General features: G+C 60.1%; 13 protein-coding genes and 1 tRNA gene. 4 read left to right on the top strand and 10 right to left on the bottom strand.

The genetic code is table 11. The features are described 5' to 3' along the window. From R3C19_26740 to R3C19_26715, 6 genes are all read right to left on the bottom strand, one after another. On the bottom strand, nucleotides 1–298 hold a 298-nt coding region (locus tag R3C19_26740), incomplete at its 3' end, for an amidohydrolase (GenBank protein MEZ6063958.1). 420 nt (nucleotides 299–718) lie between these two features. Beyond that, a complete protein-coding gene (gene tadA / locus R3C19_26735) occupies nucleotides 719–1,225 on the bottom strand; it encodes a tRNA adenosine(34) deaminase TadA (protein MEZ6063957.1) in 507 nt (168 codons plus the stop codon). A gap of 1 nt (nucleotide 1,226) precedes the next feature. Beyond that, nucleotides 1,227–2,246 (bottom strand): TIM barrel protein, encoded by a 1,020-nt coding sequence (locus tag R3C19_26730; protein MEZ6063956.1) that lies wholly within the window; start codon nucleotides 2,244–2,246, stop codon nucleotides 1,227–1,229. 105 nt (nucleotides 2,247–2,351) lie between these two features. Then, nucleotides 2,352–5,051, bottom strand: coding sequence for a DEAD/DEAH box helicase (locus R3C19_26725; protein MEZ6063955.1), 2,700 nt, complete (start codon nucleotides 5,049–5,051; stop codon nucleotides 2,352–2,354). Between the two features lie 291 nt (nucleotides 5,052–5,342). Further along, nucleotides 5,343–6,890: a hypothetical protein gene (locus R3C19_26720; protein MEZ6063954.1), complete on the bottom strand. Its 1,548-nt coding sequence runs from the start codon at nucleotides 6,888–6,890 to the stop codon at nucleotides 5,343–5,345. Between the two features lie 84 nt (nucleotides 6,891–6,974). Next, nucleotides 6,975–8,411, bottom strand: a complete 1,437-nt coding sequence (locus R3C19_26715) for a DUF1501 domain-containing protein (GenBank protein MEZ6063953.1) — start codon at nucleotides 8,409–8,411, stop codon at nucleotides 6,975–6,977. 124 nt (nucleotides 8,412–8,535) lie between these two features. On the opposite strand from R3C19_26715, the gene R3C19_26710 reads away from it, so the two are divergent. Further along, nucleotides 8,536–9,015: an EVE domain-containing protein gene (locus R3C19_26710; protein ID MEZ6063952.1), complete on the top strand. Its 480-nt coding sequence runs from the start codon at nucleotides 8,536–8,538 to the stop codon at nucleotides 9,013–9,015. Between the two features lie 320 nt (nucleotides 9,016–9,335). On the opposite strand, the gene R3C19_26705 is transcribed toward R3C19_26710, so the two are convergent. Next, complete coding sequence (locus R3C19_26705; protein ID MEZ6063951.1) at nucleotides 9,336–10,646, bottom strand: hypothetical protein; 1,311 nt, start codon at nucleotides 10,644–10,646, stop codon at nucleotides 9,336–9,338. A 209-nt stretch (nucleotides 10,647–10,855) separates the two neighbouring features. On the opposite strand from R3C19_26705, the gene pgsA reads away from it, so the two are divergent. Next, the gene (gene pgsA, locus R3C19_26700; GenBank protein ID MEZ6063950.1) at nucleotides 10,856–11,485 is read left to right on the top strand and encodes a CDP-diacylglycerol--glycerol-3-phosphate 3-phosphatidyltransferase; all 630 of its coding nucleotides are present in this window, start codon (nucleotides 10,856–10,858) and stop codon (nucleotides 11,483–11,485) included. Nucleotides 11,486–11,801: 316 nt separating this feature from the next. On the opposite strand, the gene R3C19_26695 is transcribed toward pgsA, so the two are convergent. Next, entirely contained in the window at nucleotides 11,802–12,530 is a 729-nt protein-coding gene (locus R3C19_26695) for a hypothetical protein (GenBank protein ID MEZ6063949.1), read from the bottom strand. 428 nt (nucleotides 12,531–12,958) lie between these two features. Here R3C19_26695 and R3C19_26690 point away from each other — a divergent pair, with 428 nt between their 5' ends. After that, a complete protein-coding gene (locus R3C19_26690) occupies nucleotides 12,959–14,509 on the top strand; it encodes a sigma-54 dependent transcriptional regulator (protein ID MEZ6063948.1) in 1,551 nt (516 codons plus the stop codon). Between the two features lie 54 nt (nucleotides 14,510–14,563). Here the strand turns inward: R3C19_26690 and R3C19_26685 are convergent, their stop codons facing one another. Together R3C19_26685 and R3C19_26680 are read right to left on the bottom strand one after the other, a co-directional pair. After that, nucleotides 14,564–17,662 (bottom strand): hypothetical protein, encoded by a 3,099-nt coding sequence (locus tag R3C19_26685; protein MEZ6063947.1) that lies wholly within the window; start codon nucleotides 17,660–17,662, stop codon nucleotides 14,564–14,566. A gap of 425 nt (nucleotides 17,663–18,087) precedes the next feature. Further along, nucleotides 18,088–18,174 (bottom strand) — tRNA-Ser (locus tag R3C19_26680). A gap of 418 nt (nucleotides 18,175–18,592) precedes the next feature. Here R3C19_26680 and R3C19_26675 point away from each other — a divergent pair. Further along, nucleotides 18,593–19,975 (top strand): NAD(P)/FAD-dependent oxidoreductase (locus R3C19_26675; protein ID MEZ6063946.1); only part of this gene is annotated, 1,383 nt, incomplete at its 3' end.

Here is a 19,975-nt window from a genome sequence, read left to right as displayed (position 1 = left end):
GAGCTTCACGGTTCTGATCCGCAACGGCGACATCGACTTCCATGTACATGGCTTTGACGATGTTCAGCCCGCGAGTTGCCTCAACGTAGTCACTGGTCACATAGCTTCGCGAAAGTACCTGCGGTGCGGAACTGAGCCACGGCGGCTGAAACTTCTGCAGATCCCAAAGATGCTGATGCGTATCGATTTTCGGAATGGACACCGACTCGCGTTCATCTGTGGACGCGGCACGGACCGCACCGCTTCCAGCCATGACCGCAGCTGCTGCGGACGTCATCAGGAATTTTCGACGCTGCATGATACGTTCCTCTGTTTCGTGTTCGGGCATTCCTCGCAGGTTCGCAGTGTACACGTTTTATGCCGAACGCCAGGTGAGAATCTTTCGTGCTGGACGAGGCAACACGTCCCATTTTCCTGCGAACGAAACGGCTGGGTGGCACATGCGACACATTCCCTCGCGTACCACTTCGGGCCGTCCCAGTGCGTTTCGGAAGGGTGGGACTGGCAGGGAGTTCCGTAGAGTGGCACTGACTGTGCCAGTGCATTTCGCATGGCAGGCGTTTCAGCCCGGGACGCGGCATCAGTTGCCGAAATCTGGCCTGTGCACAGCATGAACCGTCAGTGTCGATGCACTGGCACAGCCAGTTGCACACTGTCCGAACCGTCAGATCAGTGCCACCCGCGCGCGACGCCGGGCTGCACGGAAACTGCGGCCCGGCTATTTCTTTCCCAGTGACCGCTGCTGGCGGAAGAATTCCTGCAGGATGGCTTTGCAGTCGGCTTGCATGACGCCGCCCAGGACGGCGGCCTGGTGGTTCAGGCGGATGTCGGATGTGATCTGGAACAGCGAGTCACAGGCTCCCGCCTTTGGGTCAGGCGCACCGTAGACGACGAACGGGATTCGCGCCTGCACGATCGCTCCGGCGCACATCGGGCAGGGTTCCAGCGTGACGTACAGCGTGCAGTCCAGCAGTCGCCACGAATGCAGAGCCTCCGCCGCCTGAGTGATGGCGATCATTTCCGCGTGTGCGGTCGGGTCGTTCAGAGATTCCCGCTGATTACACGCTTCGGCGATAATTCGGTTCTGGTAAACGATTACAGCGCCGACGGGAACTTCGTCCTGTTCGAACGCAAGAACAGCCTGGTCAAGAGCCTTCTTCATCCACACATCGTGGGGCTGCAGCGGATTCACGTCGCTGGAATCCGGGCTATCGGAAATCAGCACGTCAGAATCCCCGAAGCTGGCGGATGTCGGCAAATGTTCTGAGGTTGTAGCCGATGCCTGCGTAGTCCAGGCAACTGCAGAGTGCTCGCACAGCGACGCCCATCCCGTCCGGTCCGCTGAAGCCGCCGAACTGCCCGCCGCCCTTCAGATGCGGTTCGGTTTCCAGATAGAAGCCGGGAATTCCCAGCTTGTCGAGCCGCTGCTGAATCGACGGCAATTGTTCGCGCAGGTCCCGGAAGATGAGTTCGTGGCCGGCATCACCTTCATTGGCGGGGACGAAGTTTTTCAGACGTTCCTCATCGACGGCGCCGGTCCACGTCAGATTCGGGTCGATGCGATAATCCTTGACGTGCATCCAGCCAAGGTATGGCACCGTGACTTTGTACTCTTCGAAAACCTGCACCGGGTTCTTATTTTGAGCGGCGACGTTACCTCCGTCGAAGATCAGCACCATAGCGGGGTGATCGACTCGTCGGGCAAGTTCGGCCAGCAGCGGGCCGGTTTCGCCGACGAGATTCGGTTCGATCTCAAGTCCGTACACAAGCCCTTCCTTCGCACAGGCATTCGTGATCTGGCGAATTTGATCGGCGGCGGCGTCCAGATGATCTTCCGCCCGCGTTCCTCGCGGATGGTAGAAGGAGAAGCCGCGGATGAGTTTCGTGTCGAGAGCCTTCGCCACGGCGATTGTCTTCGCGACTTCGCCGGTGAGGTACTCGGCGATCGGCACGAACTTATTGTGCGAACCGTCATCGACGTCGAGCAGTTTCACCTTGCCAATTCTGGCGCCGATGCTGGTTACACTGACACCGTATTCGGCATGAAGTTCCTTCAGCCGCTGAAGGTTGTCCGGCGAGAGATCGACGACGTGTTCGACGGTGCCGTTGCCGGCAACATCGATAAACCGCGGGCTGTAGTTGCGAATTCCGATGGCCGCCAGCGCAGTCATCTGTTCCAGAGCGGTGCGGTGATTGGCGGCTTCGTCGGCGAATGCGCTGATGATGACGGATGGCTTAGCGGCCATAAGAACAACGGCTCCTGTGATTCCGGGAAATTGCGTGACGGGGTTGGATACTTGTCTGGCAGGGCGGCGTGTGGGGCGAACTTGCTGAGTCGCCGGGACACCGTTTCATTTCTTCAGTGACAACATCTTCGCCAGAGCCTCCGCAAGCTGCGTCAGTGCTTCGTTGTCGGGAAGGTTGATTTTCAGCGAACGGTTGCCGTCTTCGTCGACGTCCGCACATTCCACAAGCTGTTCCCGAATCTGACGCGCGGCTTCTTCGGACACCGGAGCGGCTTCGGAATCGGGCAGCATCTGACTCAGAAAACCGAACGCGGCGGTCAGCATTTGACCACCGGCGTCGGCCATCTGTTTTCGGCGAGCCAGACGGGCGGCTTCCTGTTCACGTTCTCGCTTCAGGCTCTCGTCGGAATCCGCTTCCGCGACCGCTCCCAGCAGGACTTCCAGTCGCGACCGGAGCTGTTCGATACCGCTTTGCAGATCGACACTGCGGATATCGGATTCATAGTCCAGAGCGGCGCTGGCCAGTTCCTTCTTCTGCCCCAGCGTATTCAGCAGGCTTTCTTCCAGCGTCTTTTCGGTGACAAGGATAAAGACCTGGACGGGCTTCTTCTGTCCCATCCGGTGAGCTCGCGCGATGCGCTGCTCCAGGACGGCGGGATTCCACGGCAGATCGACGTTGATGACGGTGTCCGCCGCCTGAAGGTTCAGACCGGTGCTACCGGCGTTGGTCGACAGAAAGACTTTGCAGTCCGGGTTGTGCTGAAATTCGTGAACCAGTTGCTGGCGCTTTTTCTGGGGCACTTTGCCTTCCAGCCGCACAAACTTCACGCCGCGTTTTTCCAGCAGCGGTTCGATCAGGTCCAGCATCCGCGTCCATTCGGAAAACAGCACCGCCTTGTGATCGTTTTCGACGAACAGCTGTTCGAACAACTCATCCAGTTGTTCCAGCTTGGTGGAGTAGCCCGGCGGCTGCTTGTCGACGAGAAACGTGCTGTCGGCGACCATGCGACACATCAGCAGCGCCTGCCGCAGGCGCATGAGATCCATTTCGCTGATGTAGGCCTTGCCGACAATCGACGCGATAATGCGGTGGTGCGCCCGGTGCAGTTCCTTCTGTTCGGTGGTGGGCGTGATGCGAATGATGTCGGTGATTCGCGGCGGCAGATCCTTCAGCACGCTGTCCCGAGTTCTCCGCAGCAGAATCGGCTTCAGCTTTTCTCGAAGCTCATCCAGATTCTGATATCCCAGCACCCTGCCTTTTTCGTCGACCAGTCGGTAACGGTTGAAGAAGCGAAATCCCGGTCCCAGCCGCCGGTCATCGATGAACTGCACGACCGAATAAAGTTCATCGAGGCGGTTTTCCAGAGGAGTGCCGGACAGTACCAGGGCAAACCGTGATCGCAGACTCTTGACGATCTGCGTTGTCAAAGCTTCCCAGTTCTTGATCCGCTGCCCTTCATCCAGAATGATCAGGTCCCACGGCAGCCGTTCGATTTCCATGATGTCCTTCAGCACCTGTTCGTAGTTGCAGATGGTGAAGAACGCACCGCTTTCGTATTGAGCCGGCCGTTCGTCGGCGCGACCGACGACCAACTGGCAGTCGCGTTCGCTGAATCGATGAACTTCGCTGCGCCACTGACTTTTCAGCGACGTCGGGCAGATCACCAGCACTCTTTGAATGCCGGCTTCGCGCGCCAGCAGTTCCGCGACGCCGACTCCCTGGATCGTCTTTCCCAGTCCCATGTCATCGGCCAGGATGGCCCGGCCGGCTCCGACGGCAAAGGCGACGCCGTCCATCTGATAGGGCAGCAGTTCGGTCTTCAGCAATTCCGTGCGCAGCGGGTGCTTTTTCGGGTCGGAACGAATCTGCGCGACCAGTTCGGTGATGCGCTTCTGAAACAATTTGTGCTGAATGAACTCTTCGGCGTCCGGGTAAACGACGACGTCTTCGCCGAGTCCTTCCAGCCGATCGATGCGGCCGATCAGATCGTTGACGTCGGTGATGTCGACATCAGCGATCGGCCCGATGATCTTTGCCGCCTCGCGGCTTTGCCGGCCGGGAGTCTCCAGCCGCAGTGCCAGTTCGGTGCCGTATTTCAGGTACACGTTGGTTTCCGACGGGCGGTGCTTCTTCTTGAACGCTTCGGTCGGAAATCGCTTTCTGGCCTTTTTCAGTGTGTGCAGAATGTGCTTGCAGGTACCCAGCGTGTTGCTGCGAAAATCGGGACACGTGCAGTACGAATCGCCGCATTCCGTGCCTCGTAACGCCACGCGGTATGTCTTACCCGTCATTTTGCTGGTGACCAGATAGTCGGTCCACGGCGACTTGCTGTCGGTATCAACGGCCTTGACGGTCATCTTTTCGGTTTGAGCCCGGTCGAGACGTTCGGCGAGTGCTCGCTGGACGAGCGCTTCTTCGTTCAGTTCCGCGACGGGAATGCGTTCGGGCGGCGCGGCGGCAAGTCCGAGAGCCGTTTTTTCTTCCAGCACCAGAGACAACGCCGCTCCGACATGTTCGCAGGCGGTCTCGCATTCGGTGCAGTTCCAGATCAGCCGTTCTTTGCCATCCGCGCGGGTGGTGATCGTCACGACGGCGTCATTGCGCGGCATGTTGACTCGAAGCAGATCGCCGCCGAGATACACCTGATTTTCAATGTCATCGAATTCATGGCGACCGCCGGCGTAAATCAGCTTGCGACCAAGTTCTTCGTCCGGACTTAGCAACCGGCAGGCCTGCATGAACGTCAGTCGTGACAGTCGATCTCGTAGCGTCAGTTGATTTGCCTTTTTGACCTTCGTAGCCATGCTGAAGACTTCCTGCTGTGCGGGGGACTCGCGGGGACCGGGCACGCTGCCGGATGGCCGCGGGCGAATCGTCGACTGTCGAAAAATCGGATGCCGGCCGGGATCTTAGATGCGATCGGAACGTCTCGCCAGCAACCGGTCGGCGCAGCTTCGCGAGTGCCAGGGGCTGAGGCGCGGGCGACGCGTTGGCAGCCGCAAGCGACGGCCCTTCCGCTGCGCGTGAAGGTGCAATTGGCGCGGGCGGGTCACGAGGGCACAGCGCGTGACTTTGCGGTGATGCGATGTCGGCAATCAGTTGCCGATGACCTTTGTGCCTTTGCGGTCCATGGTGACTGTCACGTCGCTGACGTTGCCGCGACGGAGTTCGACGGTTGTTTCACGACGAATGCGAAGGTCATCTCCAACAGGCTGTTCATAGTCATCATGTTGAACGGAGATTGTGCCGGACACTGGCATGTCATCCGCTCCGGCGGGCAGAGTGTGAATCTCCGCAACTCCGTCGGCGTCTGTCGTGGCGATGTATCGCTCGCTGGCGGGCGACGCGATGCCGAGTTCGGCCAGCAGTTTTCGCCGGTCCCAAAACGACGCTGAAGAATTCTGCATCGAATTGCGCTGAGCTTCAGTCAGTGACAGCGAGACTCGCAGACTGTAGCCGTCGCCGACAATCTGGCTGCCGCCGCCGAACCAGATCTGATTGGGATTCATTCCCACCCACGCATCCGGAATCGGCATCCCGTCAGCATCAACGACTTTGATTCGGCAGGAAGCCGTTAATTCCATCCGGACCGTCGGCGAGATGCGGTCGCCTTCCAGCCGAGCGACCTGCGGAGCGACTCGTGTTGTCTGAAAACCCCGATCTCTGTCCGGCATCCCCGCGGCTTCCAGTTCCTTCGCTTCTGGATGGGAACTGACCCAGCCGTCACAAACAGCGATCATCTGAACCACATCGCCGCGAGGCAGCGAATCGAACGTGAACGTTCCGTCTTCTCTGATCGGCGTCCAGTCGGCCCACTGACTTTTCGCCCTCCAGTCATTGTTGTCGCTTCCCGTGATCACGCTGATCGTCACGACACCGTTTGCGACCGGGCGAGGAACCTGTTTGTCGATGGTACCCTCCACGCGCGTGCCGGCGTGTAGTTGCACATCCTTCAGCAGCACTCGCAATTCATCGCCGTAGTCCGAAAGATCAATTGTTGTGCTGAATCGAATGGGGCCGCCGTCGGGGATCTGAAAAACTCGCAGCGTCCGTGGCTCTGATTTTTCGACGGCCCGTGACAGCAGCATGCCGTTTTTCATGGCAGCCCAGTCATCGCTGCCCCACGAACCGCTCAGCATCGCATGCACATTTTCAGTCAGCTTTGCTCCCGTATCCGCGTCGACGGCCGAGACAGCGATTCGGCGGCCGCGAGTAAGCGTGATCTTCGCCGGATCATCGTCGACGGATCGGTCACCGTTGAACTGCACATAGTTTGCGTCATCGACGACCCACGTGATCTCACCGACTTCCAGTTTTTCGTAGACGAACTTCGGAACCTCAACTTCGGCGATGCCGTTTTCGTCGGTCGACACCTTTGGCTGTTTGCCGTGCTGATCCGCGACCCAGGAATAGTGGCTGCCTCGTTCCAGCCGCGTTCTCATGCCGAACGGCGTGATCGTCGCACCCGCGACCGCATCGCCGTCTTCATTTGTGACGAGCACACGGACCGTTTGGCGAGCGATCTCGACTTCCGCCCTGTCTGCGGCCTGCCCGGCAGCTTCATCGTCGGCAGCCGGAGTCGAACCGGGCAGCATCGCGGAATCGAGCAGCAACAGGAAGATCACCACCGAAAGTCTCGACATCGATTGTTCTCCGCGAAAGCGACCGGTTGCCGACTCGAAGACGTCCGGCATCGCGGAAGTGCGTGCCGGATGACGGCCTGCATTCTACGCCAGAATCTCTTTCACGACGCGTCCGGCGACGTCCGTCAGTCGCATGTCTCGCCCGCTGAAACGGTATGTCAGCCGTTCGTGGTCGATGCCGAACTGGTGCAACATTGTGGCGTGCAGGTCGTGGATCTCGACCTTGTTTTCAACCACCTTGTAGCCGAATTCATCGGTCTGGCCGTAGATCGTGCCGCCCTTAATTCCGCCGCCCGCAAGCCAGATCGAAAATCCGAACTGATTGTGGTCGCGGCCGTCGGTTCCCTGAGCAAACGGCGTCCGGCCGAATTCTCCCGACCAGACGACCAGTGTGCTGTCAAACAGTCCCCGCTGTTTCAGATCGGCCAGCAGTGCGGCGATGGGTTTGTCGACGCTGCGAGCGTTCTTTTCATGACCGTCCTTCAGGTTGCTGTGCTGATCCCAGCGATCTCCGTTGCCTCCGGGGCAGGTCAGTTGAATGAAGCGGACTCCGCGTTCCACCAGTCGCCGAGCGATCAGGCACTGCCGTCCGAACGTTGCCGTGTTCTTAAAGTCGTCGGACATGCCGTAGGCGTCCTGAGTCGCCTGAGTTTCCGCGCTGAGGTCCATCAGGTCCGGCACGGCCAGTTGCATTCGAGCGGCCAGTTCGTAGTTGGCGATTGCCGATTCGATCTGATCGTCAGCTCCGTAACGCTGCAGCACGTCCTGATCGAGTGCCCGGATCAGTTCCAGTTTGTTTCGCTGCAGGACGGCTGACTTTTCGCGAGGCTTGACGTCAGAGACCGGTGGATCGCTGTTGGCAAACACGGAACCCTGAAAACTGGCCGGCAAAAATCCGCTTCCGAAGTTGTCCAGTCCGCCGGGAGGAATCAAGCCTCCGTTCAGAATGACGTAATGCGGCAGATCCTGGCATTCGGTTCCCAGGCCATAGCCAAACCAGGCTCCCATACTCGGCCGGCCCTGCTGACCGTGACCGGTGTGCAGAAAGTAATTCGCATTCGTGTGTTCCGGGAAGTTGGAAACCATCGACCGGACCACGGCCAGATCGTCGACGTGTTCGGCTGTGTGCGGAAAAAGACTGCTGACGGGAATTCCGCTTTCGCCGTAGTTCTGAAACTTCCACGGACTGGCCAGCGTATTGCCGATGTTGTTGAACTGCGTCGGTTCGATCTTTGACGGAAACGGCTTCCCGTTTTCCTCATCCAGCCGGGGCTTGGGATCGAACGAATCGACCTGCGAAACGCCTCCGTCCATATACAGAAAGATGACGCTGCGGGCTTTCGCGTCGAAGTGCGGATCTCTGGGAGAGAACGGCCTGGTTTCCTTCGCCGTCACCGGATCGCTGAGCCCCGCGAGCATGCCGGCAAGTGCGACCGAGCCGAATCCCGTCGCGGTTTGCCGCAGCATGTCGCGGCGAGTCGGCAGCACGGGTCGAAGTCGTTGGCACGGATATCGGAACATGGCGACGAGACTCTGAATCAGCGGCAGGATGGAAGCCAGCGGTAGGATCTTCCATCATACCATCCGGCCAGGTCACGGGCAAAAGCCATCGCATGCCCACAACACACACTTCGGAACGAACTTTATGGCGTCGGCGAAACGCAACTTCTGGCTGTTCAAGTCGGAACCGGATGTGTTTTCCATCCAGGATCTGGCCAGGGAAAAGGGACAGCGGACAACGTGGGAAGGCGTTCGCAACTATCAGGTTCGCAATATGCTGCGCGACGAAATTCGCACCGGCGACGGAGTGCTGTTTTATCACAGTCGAGTCGACCCGATGGTCGTCGCCGGAACGGCGGAGGTCGTGAAGTCCGGTTATCCCGATCACTTCGCATTCGAAGCCGGCCACAAGTATTTCGACCCGAAAAGCACCCCGGAAAACCCCGTGTGGTACATGGTCGATATCCGCCTGACCCGGATCTTTGAAACGCCGGTGACTCGCGATGTCCTGAAGGCAAACAAGGCGACCAGCGGCATGCAGGTGCTGGCGAAGGGCAGCCGACTGTCCATCGTGCGCGTCACCAAAGCCGAGTGGGACGCCGTTCACAAACTCGCCAACGCCTGACGATCACTTACAACAATCGCATTTTTTTGGAGTGCTGCGACTCGTCGCCGCTTTGGTTTTCCGTTGGCCATCGAATCGAAGTCTTCCGCCGAATCGAACGATGGCGCCAAGTTCGACGATGCCCTGAAATCCAAAGCGATTCTGAATCATCGCACTCCAAGAGATCACTGCCGAATGACCGCCGTTGCGACTTTGTCTGCCGTGTTCCACCCGCATATATACTGGCCGCGGCGAACACTGATACATTTAGCACCTCTTCCGCCGCGAGCCAGAATACCTCAATTTTCCCCGCTCGGGGTATAACGTCGGTGCGAATCCGACTACGGCTGCAGGATGTGCTTGCCGTTTTCGAACTGACGATGGCAGGCGTTGCAGCTTTCCAGCATGGCCTTGTAGCTGGCGGTGGCTTTGGCAAAGTCCTTGTCCTTTGCGGCGGCATACAAGGCGGCGCCACCCGTTCGAGACTCCGCGGCGTGGTTGTTCCAGTCGTCGCCATGTTCCTTCGGCGTGCGGGCGAACAGCAGGTTGCAGCTTTCCGCCAGGATCAGCGAATCCGACTTGACCGCCTTCCAGCCGTTGTTGTCTTTCGGTTCTTCCGCCATCGACGCCTTCAGGCGGCGGTAGGTGGGCTGGAAGACATACTCCATGAATTCGTGCATGCTGTCTTCAACAACTTCCGCTTCAGCGGGGACGACAGCATTTGGTGCGGACGCGCGGGCAATCGGTTCCGTCTGATCGAGTCGGCTGAGTACCACGGCTACGATCAGGCAGATTGCCGGCAGCAGAAGTAAGCGTTTCATGTTGAAGATTTCCCTGTTGGTTTCGGAGGCAGACCGGGCGGGCTCTGTTGAAGAATCCCGGGGCAGCGGGCGGTGTAGTGGTCGACGGAAGGCTGAACCTGAACTGCGGCCTACTTTCGCAGACGGTTGCCCAGTCTGGCAAATGCCGCTGTCATTTCCGCACGAGCTTCCCGAAATGGAGACGGTCGGCTGGCCGCCGCGGACATAGTCCAGAACGATCTTTTCCGCGTCAGCCAGTTCCGCGCAGGCATCAGGAACTTCCGAAGCGATCTCCGGCGGAATCGTCGTGATTCCGTTGCAGTCGCCGTGCAGCAGGTCGCCGGGATAAATCGTGATCCCGCCGACGACAACCGCAACATTCACCGACAGGATGTGGCACGATCCGTGAGAGCAGCAGGTTCCGCTGGTGAACGCCGGAAATTCCAGAACCTCCACCTGGTCCAGATCGCGGCCGGTCCCGGACGTAATCAGTCCCGCGGCGCCGAACGCCTTGTAGGTCGTACACATCACTTCGCCGAACGTGGCGGCGGCGGACGGTTCGTCAAGGTCCTGAAACACGATCACCGGCGGCCCCGGCGATTTCTCGAACGCTTCAAGCTGCCCTTCCATGCCCGCGTACGCGTCACCACCGCGTGGTGGCGAAAGAGCTCGAAATGTCGACGTCAGCGCGAAACCAACCATCGGCGGCAGTTTTGGAAAACACGCCTGAATACTGCGGTTCATGTACCCGGAACTGCGCGGGCGCACACTGAACAGTTCGATGGCGTTGCACACGGTGGGCGTGTCGCAGCGTCCGAGCGCTGCGAGCGTTGCGGAAGAAATGTCTGACATGCCTGGCAGCCTGTGAAGGAGATGAAAAGCGGTCGTCGCAGGATATCAGATCACCCGGAGCCGGACACCGCATCGCATGGGGCAAACATCGGGGATTCCCGGTACCGCCAGAGACACTCGCTGCCGCGCTCACTACACTGCTGCGAACACCACACTGTTGCGAACACTGTTCCGCCGTCTTCCGTCGCCGCTGCCAACTGTCTGCCTTGATGCCATCAGATCTCCCGCCGACTCCGGAATCTTCCAAACCCGCAGGCCTGGGCCGGGAATCGCTGAACCTGCCGAATCTGATCACCGTCAGTCGCCTGCTGCTGGCCATCATTCTTTTCGCCATGATCGACGCCGGCGGATGGTGGCTGTCCAGTGCGGTGCTGTTCGTATTCGCGGCGTCCACCGATGCGCTCGACGGCTATCTGGCCCGCAGGTACGGTCAGGTGACGATCCTGGGCCGGATCCTGGACCCGTTCGTCGACAAGATCATTGTCGGCGGGACGTTTCTGTTTCTGGTGGAAGCCAACGAATCCCCGGAAATCGATACCGGAGTCAATGCCTGGATGGTGCTGATCGTGATCGGCCGGGAAATGTTCGTGTCCAGCCTGCGCGGAATTCTTGAAAAGCAGGGGAAGGACTTTTCCGCCAGCATCAGCGGCAAAGCCAAGATGGCGCTGCAGTGTGTCGCCGTGACCGCCAGCCTGCTGTCCGCCAGTCCCGACATCGACTGGCCATGGCTGATTCCCGCGCGAGACGTGCTGCTGTGGGCAGCCGTCGTCATCACAATCTGGAGCGGCGTTGTCTACGTGCAGCGAGCCATCGAGTTGCTGCGGAGTCCGGCGGCGTGATGTGTTCCTGCGCAACAACTGCCCCGCGCCAGGGCCGTGCCAGCCGTGTCCTGACGACCGGCCGACATGTCACCACGGGTACGGCACAACCGCACGAATCCCTGAGCCAGCGAGTTATTGGAGTGCGATGACTCAGCGCCGCTGTGGTTTTCCAGGAAGCGTCGGACTTCGAACCTTCGTTCGCTTCAACGAAAATCGCAGGTTCCGTGAATTGGAAGGCGGCGACAAGTCGCCGCACTCCCAGTGGGCCGCTTGTTTGAAGGCGAAGAACCCCTAACAAAATCTCAGCGGCTCTCGCAGGTTTTGTTACGGGTTCTTAGTTGCGGATCAGCTGGGCTTCCCAGCCGGCGAGTCGCCACATCTTTCCCTCGCCCATGTAGTGCAGTTGATACAGCACCAGGCTTTCCTGCTGGACCCAGACGTATAGGTAGGCGTGGTCGGAATCCGGATTGGTCACTGCGGAGTGTTCAATTTTTTTGACACCCATCAGAAAGCTGCGGTAGAACTTCAGAGACTCTTCGGACGAGTCATAGAACTCCGGAGCCGTACCGGTTTCCTTCAGAACGAAATTCTGTCGATGCGGTGCCGCCAGAAACGGAACGATCTGTTCGAACTTTGTAGCCGTCGAGGCAACTTTGCAGAGTGCCGCAAAGGTCTCCTTAACCGATGGAGCCTGGTCGCGTTCGAACGGAAGCGGGTTTTGAGCTTCCTCCATCAGCTTGCGGTACTTCGCGGGAAGCTTCGCCAGTTCCTCCTGCCGCTCCTTTTCCCGATTGGCTTCACGCTGAGCAGCGCCTGCCTGATACCTCCGCCTGGCTGCCTCCGCCTTCTGTTTGAACGCCGCACTTGAGCGTGAGGAGCTCGACCGCAGTGAGTTCAGACGCGAAGCACTCGGACTCGGAAGATTGCTTCCCGTGGACTTCTCCACCCGTTCCCGCAGTTCCCTGAAGTGACGATCCCATTCGGGAGTTCCCGGCTTCAACTGGCCGCATGCCGAAGCGGCCATTCCAGTGCAAAGAATGAATGTCAGACAGGCTCGAAGCATTTCAAATTCCAGTCGTTAAGTTTCGATGCCCGGACTGTTGCCCGGTCATGCTGATCCACGAAGCAGTCAGCGGCGCGACGTGCGAACAACAACGTCACTTTCCGAACCTAGCCCGTGTAGCCCGGCATGCCAGTGACTTCTCGCGAAACGCGGCGATCCATGCCGTGGATCTGACCGTTGCGACTCCGGAAGAGCAGCGGACGTGATGGGTTTCGGCATCATCTGATGCACCGCGGAAACATGCGGTCGTCGCGGTATTCAGCGATTTGCCGTCATTGGCTGCTTACCAGGCGAATTGCCGACTCTGGCATTCAATTTGTTAAGTTCAGACTCACGCCATTTTTACTAATGCCGCGTCGTGTGGACGTTTTGCCGAATCTGCCTGCTGGAACAGGAATCGGCCCCGGTGTTCTGCGTGAGGATCTGCTGTGGACGCGCCTGAATTTGTTGTGCTGTGCAGTTCGCTGCCGGGCTTTGTCCGCAGCATCGGCGGACATCTGGCCGGCCAGTGCCGGCTGCTGGAATGCTATTCCGTGCAGGAAGCGGCTCAGCTTGTGCAACTTCGTCAGCCGATCGTTGTTGTCGTCGATCTGCGCCGCGGAGGACGTCAGACCATCGACCGAACCTGGGCGATGGCTCAGAATTCCCGAAGGACTTCCTTTGTCGCCGTCGTGAACCAGGGTGATGTCAATCGCGACACCATTCCGGAAGAACTGGCCGGACGCGTGGCACTGGTGGAACTTGCGGCGGACGAAACTGATCTGGCGAAAGCGGCCGCCGTCGCCCGGCAACTTCTTGCCGGAGATTCGCCGACGGTCTGCATGAGTCCGCCGGCCGCGGCGCTGCATTCCTTCGACGATTCGCCCGCGACAGGCGTTCGCCCCGTCATCGCGAATTCGGATGGCTCTCAGCCGGATTCCAGCGACGCAAAGACGACACAACCGGCCGTCACAGATGCCGGTGCCGACGCTTCGGATCCCCACGCTGCGCCGCTTCCGTCGATCGTGGAACGCTTTCGGACTCGCACACCGGCGCTGAGAAGCATGCTGCAGCGTCTGGAAGTCGCCGCTCGTCACGATGTCACGATCCTGCTGATCGGCGAAACAGGTTCCGGCAAGACTCACCTGGCCGGGCTGATCCACGAAGCCTCACATCGCGCCGTCGCTCCGTTTCTGACGGTTGCCTGCGGAGCTCTGCCGGCCGACCTGATCGAAAGCGAACTGTTCGGCCATGTGAAGGGCGCGTTCACGAGTGCTCACACCGACAAGGACGGAAAGTTCCTGGCAGCCGGTCGCGGCACCATCCTGCTGGATGAAATCGACGTGCTGACGCCCGAACAGCAGGTCAAGCTTCTGCGAGTCATCGAAAAGGGAGAATTTGAACCGGTGGGTTCCAACCGCACGATCCACGTTCAGGCACGCGTCATTGCCGCCAGCAATCGTGAACTGCAGCCGCTGGTCGAGACCGGCTGCTTTCGTCCGGACCTTTACTATCGACTGAATACGCTCAGCTTTCAGATACCGCCGCTGCGAAAGCGCCTGCCGGATATTGAACCGCTGGTCCGGTATTTCGTGCATCGCCATGCGGAAAAACACAACATCGACGTTGTGGAAATTTCTTCGGAGTTTCTGGACACGTTGATTGGGTATCCGTGGCCCGGAAATGTCCGCGAAATGGAAAACGCAATCCGCAGCGCCGTGATTTACAGCGACGGTGGCCGTCTGACAATTGACACGTTGCCGCCCAACATCGTCAAAGGCGCCGCGGGTCCGGGCAATGACGGTTCTGTCGCGACCTTCTTTTCCGGCAAACGCGGCGAGTCGCTGGGGAACTGCATTGAGCTGACGGAGAAGGATCTCATCGAACAGGCGCTGCTGAACAACAGCTTCAGCCGCACCAAGACCGCGAAACAGCTCGGCATCAGCCGCGTCACGCTCTACAACAAAATGAAGAAGTACGAAATGATGCCGCAGAAATAGCGGGCGACGCGTCATGACGTCGTCTCATCCTGGCGGCACATGACGACGCGGGCATCACTTGTCGCCGGAATCGACCGCAGTGACCTTGGCGTCGGTTCCGGTGTATTGCGGATCGCGAGTCACCACCGTGATGGTTTCGATGACGAACGCCTGTCCGCCCGGCCGGCCACCAGCACCGATTCCCGCCGCGCCGATTCCGCCCGGACCGATGCCGCCGCTTCCGCCACCCGCCGCTGCTGCGTCCTGAGAAACGACAACGTCCATCGTTTCAATCGTGCCGTCGGAATTCTTTTTCACGCCGTCGAACCACACCATGCCAGGCTGCGGGCCCTGCTGAGTGATGCCCTTGATGCGCGTCTGGTAGTGGTCGGCGATCATTTCCTGATCGCGTTCGCGCTGTACGGTCACACGGCATCGAGCATAGTAGACGCGGGTTTCCGGCGGAGCCGCCGGGCCAAGCGAGGATGCGGCGGAGCTGGGGATGGAAATCGAGATCGACGCCTCGGGATCGGGAGCCCCGCGATGGAGTCGAATCGGCTGCAGACCGGTGTATGCGAATTCCGGGCGATCTGAAACGTCCCGCAACCGGTCACGCAGTGCGTAGACGAACTGCCGGGTCGCGTCGGTCCAGGTATCCGTCGGAGCCGCGGCGGGAGCGGCAGCGGGATTGGGATTTCCGCGGCCGCGGGGAGCCGCCGCAGCACGCGCCGAAGCGTCCGGTCGCGGCAGAGATTTCAACACGGCCAGTTGTCCGGGATCGCACGCGACCGTCTGATACAGCCCGCGGCTCGCCAGGGCTCCCGCCCCGTCTGCATGGTGCGCCTTAAACAACTGATAAGTCGCGTTGCGAACGTCGGCCGACGGAACCGTCGTCGCCAGAGTCAGCAGCGGAACCGCATGATCGATGTTGGGCGCTGAAATCAGGTTCCCGGATAGCGTCTGTGAAATCTGAGGACTCCACAAAACCTCCGCGACCGCGGGAATGGCCGATTCAGGAATATTCAGCGGAACAAGCTGGATGCCTCCGGCGGCTCCGGCATTTGCACGCCCCTGTCCGCCAAAGCCGCCCGGAAAGGCGCCGCCACCGCCGGGGAATGCGCCGCCACCGCCCGGATAAGCGCCGCTTCCTCCAGGATAACCGCCGCCAGGTAAACCGCCGCCTGGCAAACCACCGCTTCCTCCCGGATAGCCGCCGCCAGGAAAGCCCGCAGCGCCGCCGGCCGGATTATTCGTTCGCTGCCCATTGCCAATCGCCGGGCTTCCAAGCTGCAGGTAGTAGCTGGAAACTTCAGCAGACGCCGACGCCAGAAGCTGCATCGCTGATTCGCCGGCTTCCGGCTGAGCTCCTGCGCTGGCGACCGTTCCCATCACCAGGGTCTGCGCCATCAGCGGATTGATCTTTTCCGAGGAGAAGACCTTGGAGATGATGATTTCGGAAACTTCTTCTCGCGGCAGCGGAGTCTTCGTGATGCCGGCAAGGATTCCCTGAATCACGGTCCATGCCTGGACGGAGTTGTTCTCAACCAAAGCTCCAACGACGGTTTCGACCAGTTCGCGGTCGGACAGTTTGCCGGCCTGCTGCCGTCCGCCGCCCGTCTGCCCACCAGGGAAACCACCGCCCGGATAGGCACCGGATCCGCCAGGAACAGCACCGGAGCCCGGATAACCGCCACCCGGATAGCCACCGCCGGGATAACCGCCTCCCGGATCACCACCGACTGGCGCAGCACCGCCTGATCCCGGATAGCCGCCGGAACCGGAGCCGCCGGGGTAACCGGCATCCGATCCGCCGGAACCCTGCGCCGACGACTGAATCGCATTCGCCGCTCCGCGAGTCGCCTGCGCAGCGGCTCCCTGCGGCGCGTAGCTCAGCATTGCTTCGCCCAGCATCGCTTCCAGGCTGCTGACGGCAATGCTTCGGTCTTCGTGGCCATCCCACCGGAGGCGCTGGCTGTTTCGCGATGAATCCGGCACCCCGTTCGATGCCAGAGCGGCCGACGGATCGGTTCCGTCAAACTTCGCTCCTTCTTCGATCCAGCGCCGCAGAACCTGCTGCTGGTCTTCCGGCACTCGCCTGGGACCGGGAGGCATTTTTCCTGATTGGACCAGTTCGAACAGATGACTGTCCGCAAGGCTTGATCCGATCACCTGCCCGCTGTCCATCAACTGCTGATAAGAAGCCATCTGGAACTTGCCCTTGCTGTCGCGCACATGGCAGCCGCCGCAATTGCTGATCAGAATGGGAACGATGTGCTTCGTGAATTTGACCTCTTCGCCAGCCGCCGGCATCACTACAGCCGAGCCCTGGCCGCCACCTCCCGGCTGTCCGGGAAATGTGGCCGCTCCGCCGGAACCGCCTGGAAATGAACCGGAACTCGGCGGGCCGCCGCCGGGTGCTCCGGGGAACGTTGCCGGGCCGGGCGCTCCACCACCGCCGCCGGATCCCGGGTAACCACCGCTTCCAGGATACCCGCCGCCTCCGCCGGGATAGGCACCGCTTCCGCCGGGGTAGGCGCCGCTTGTGCCTGGATATCCGCCGCCCTGACCGGCCTGCGGAGCCTTCGGAACTTCCGACGCGGCCGCCAAAACCTTCGATAGCAGAGCAACCGTGTCGCCGCCTCCGCCGGACGCTTTGGCTTCTATCGCCTGCTTCACCAGAACATCACGCTCCCGGACGGCATCCAGCAATTGTTCGTTGGTCCACTGATTGACGTCACCGGGCCGTGCGGGTTTGGCTGCCTGAGCGGGCTGACCCATGCCGCCGCCGGGACCGGCCATTCCGGGAAACATTCCGGCACCGCCGCTGCCCATTGCGGCACCGCCAGATCCTCCGGGATAACCTCCGCCGCCGCCCATTGCACCGCCACCGCCCGAACCGCCGGGATATCCTCCGGCGGCTCCCATCGCTGCTCCGCCAGCAGCAGCACCGGCGTCGTCCTCGCCGGTATCCATGCCGGCCATCTTTTGTTCCATCGGCGACATGCTGTCGGCGCTGGGAGCTCCGCCAGCAGATGGACCAGCCGGAGGCACCGCTCCGCTAGAACCGGAATCGGCCGTGCTGGAAGAATCATCGCCTCCGCAACCTGTGACCAGAAGCAAACAAACCGACAGAATGCCGGCACCAATCGCACACCCGTAACTTGAGCGGAACATGCATCTGACTCCGGAGGCAAGGGGGGCCACGGAACAAACAATCACCCACAGAATACTGCCTGAACACTGCACGTTAAGCGCGAAAACCGCCGGATTCAAGCCTGGCACGAGTGCCGGAGCACTGGTGCAGCGTAGACGACAGTAAGCGGGGAGCCTCCGACAACCGGGAACCAAACCATATTCGCCGGGTGTCGCGGCTGTGCATCAGGCCGATTTGGCGGCATGCCATCAATCAAAGCGATGTGTAACGCACGACCGGCCGCAACTTCCCGTGACGCAGTGTGTCATCAATCGACGGAAACAAGCGGCCCGACAGTCGATCGCGATCACGCGTTGCCGCCTGCAAGCAGATCGTCTGGTCGCGCGGGCCATGCAAAAGAAGTGCTCATCAAGCACGGCCCGGCACAGAGCCCGGGTAAAAAAGATGGAGAGGGGGGATTCGAACCCCGGTCCGGTTACCCGGACACAGCATTTCCAGTGCTGCAGACAATCGGCCACTCTGCCACCTCTCCTTCGAAACCCGCACTGCCGACGATACGCCACTGCAGGTTGCGACAACCGCCTCACACAAAGACACTCTGCCAACTAGTAAGGGCCGATTTTTCCGCGACTCCCGGCATTCGCAAACAAAGAGCAATTCCCGGTCCGTGTTATGGCACCGAACCAGAGCAACCCGGAAGCTGTCCGCGGAAATCTGTTGGCTGTGACCGGCCAGTATAGTCGGTCGGTTTATCCACGCAAGGTTGGCAAATCGAGCGTGACGGCCGCCGGTGCCTGTCCGGATTCGGGGCTTTCCGTCAGGAATTGCGGCCACGATTTGAAGTGGTGCGACGGCGTTTGGTAGCCTTCTGCCTCCCGCGCGCGGTGGCCGCGGAGCCGCCGAATTCACTCCGTCAGCCAAATGCTGGCCATGCCGAAACCAGACTGTTCATGCCGAAGGACTTCCTGAAGAACGCGAAGGATGAATACGACGTCATTGTCATTGGCAGCGGCCTTGCCGGGCTGACGTCGGCCAACATTCTGGCCCGTCAGGGGTATTCGGTGCTGCTGCTGGAGCATCACTACCAGCTTGGCGGCATGGCGACGTGGTTTAAGCGAGCCGGCGGGCACATCTTTGATATTTCGCTGCACGGGTTTCCGATCGGCATGATCAAGAGCTGCCGGAAGTACTGGACGCAGGAGATCGCCGATTCCATCGTGCAGTTGAAGGGCATTCGCTTCGAGAACCCGCAGTTCTCACTGCGAACAACATTCGACCGCGAAGACTTTACCAGGATCCTGATCGAGAAATTCGGAATCACACCGGAGACGGTGAAGGCGTTTTTCAATGCCGCTCGAAGCATGAATTTCTATGACGATCAGCGAAAGACGACTCGCGAACTGTTCGAAGAATTCTGCCCCGGACGCGACGACGTCGTGCGACTGCTGATGGAACCGATCACTTACGCCAACGGGTCGACTCTGGAAGATCCCGCCATCACGTACGGCATCGTGTTCAGCAACTTCATGCACAAAGGTGTCTTCACGTTTCAGGGCGGCACTGATGCTCTGGTCGGCAAGATGAAAGCCGAAATGATCCGCAACGGCGTCGACATTCGGATCCGAACGCTGGTGGAACAGATCGAAGTCGGCACCGATGGACAGGTGCGGGCCGTGGTTGTCAACGGACGCCGCATTCGCTGCAAAGCCGTCATGTCCAACGCCAACATCAAAACCACGATTCTGAATCTGGTCGGCGAAGAGAAATTCCGGCCGGAATATGTCGCAGATGCAAAGGCCGTCCGGCTGAACAACAGCAGTTGCCAGGTCTACATCGCGTTGAAACCCGGCGAGGGCTTCGACGAAAGCGTCGGCGACCTGCTGTTCTATTCGGAACATTCCGGCTTCGACATCAATGCCATGCTGAGCATGAATGTCAGCAGCCGGACGTTTAGTTTCTACTATCCCCGAACCCGTCCCGGCAGTGACCGCTGGCTGGTGGTTTCATCGACGAACGCCAACTATCGCGACTGGGCGGATCTGCCGGAAAACGACTACCAGGCCGCCAAGGATCATCTGGCGAAAACGACGCTGGACTGTCTGGAACAATTCATCCCCGATGTTCGAACGAAGCTGGATCACGTCGAAGTTTCCACGCCGCGAACATTCCGTCGCTACACGCGGCACATGCAGGGAGCGTCGTTCGGCACCAAGTTCGAAGGCCTGCAGGTCAGCCGGGATCTGCCGACTCAGATCGGCGGGCTGTTTCACGCCGGGTCCGTCGGCATCATCATGTCCGGCTGGCTCGGCGCCGTGAACTACGGAGTGATTGTC

The sequence above is a fragment of the Planctomycetaceae bacterium genome, from assembly GCA_041398785.1.
Classification (GTDB): domain Bacteria; phylum Planctomycetota; class Planctomycetia; order Planctomycetales; family Planctomycetaceae; genus JAWKUA01.
Note: the sequence above shows the minus strand (reverse complement) of the source record. Positions and strands in the feature narration are given on the sequence as shown.

Excerpts from the sequence above, each read along its gene's own strand:
- R3C19_26720 (MEZ6063954.1), bottom strand. The coding sequence starts at position 6,890 with ATGTCGAGACTTTCGGTGGTGATCTTCCTGTTGCTGCTCGATTCCGCG.
- pgsA (MEZ6063950.1), top strand. The coding sequence starts at position 10,856 with ATGCCATCAGATCTCCCGCCGACTCCGGAATCTTCCAAACCCGCAGGC.
- R3C19_26715 (MEZ6063953.1), bottom strand. The coding sequence starts at position 8,411 with ATGTTCCGATATCCGTGCCAACGACTTCGACCCGTGCTGCCGACTCGC.
- R3C19_26685 (MEZ6063947.1), bottom strand. The coding sequence starts at position 17,662 with ATGTTCCGCTCAAGTTACGGGTGTGCGATTGGTGCCGGCATTCTGTCG.
- R3C19_26705 (MEZ6063951.1), bottom strand. The coding sequence starts at position 10,646 with ATGTCAGACATTTCTTCCGCAACGCTCGCAGCGCTCGGACGCTGCGAC.
- R3C19_26730 (MEZ6063956.1), bottom strand. The coding sequence starts at position 2,246 with ATGGCCGCTAAGCCATCCGTCATCATCAGCGCATTCGCCGACGAAGCC.
- R3C19_26695 (MEZ6063949.1), bottom strand. The coding sequence starts at position 12,530 with ATGCTTCGAGCCTGTCTGACATTCATTCTTTGCACTGGAATGGCCGCT.
- R3C19_26710 (MEZ6063952.1), top strand. The coding sequence starts at position 8,536 with ATGGCGTCGGCGAAACGCAACTTCTGGCTGTTCAAGTCGGAACCGGAT.
- R3C19_26725 (MEZ6063955.1), bottom strand. The coding sequence starts at position 5,051 with ATGGCTACGAAGGTCAAAAAGGCAAATCAACTGACGCTACGAGATCGA.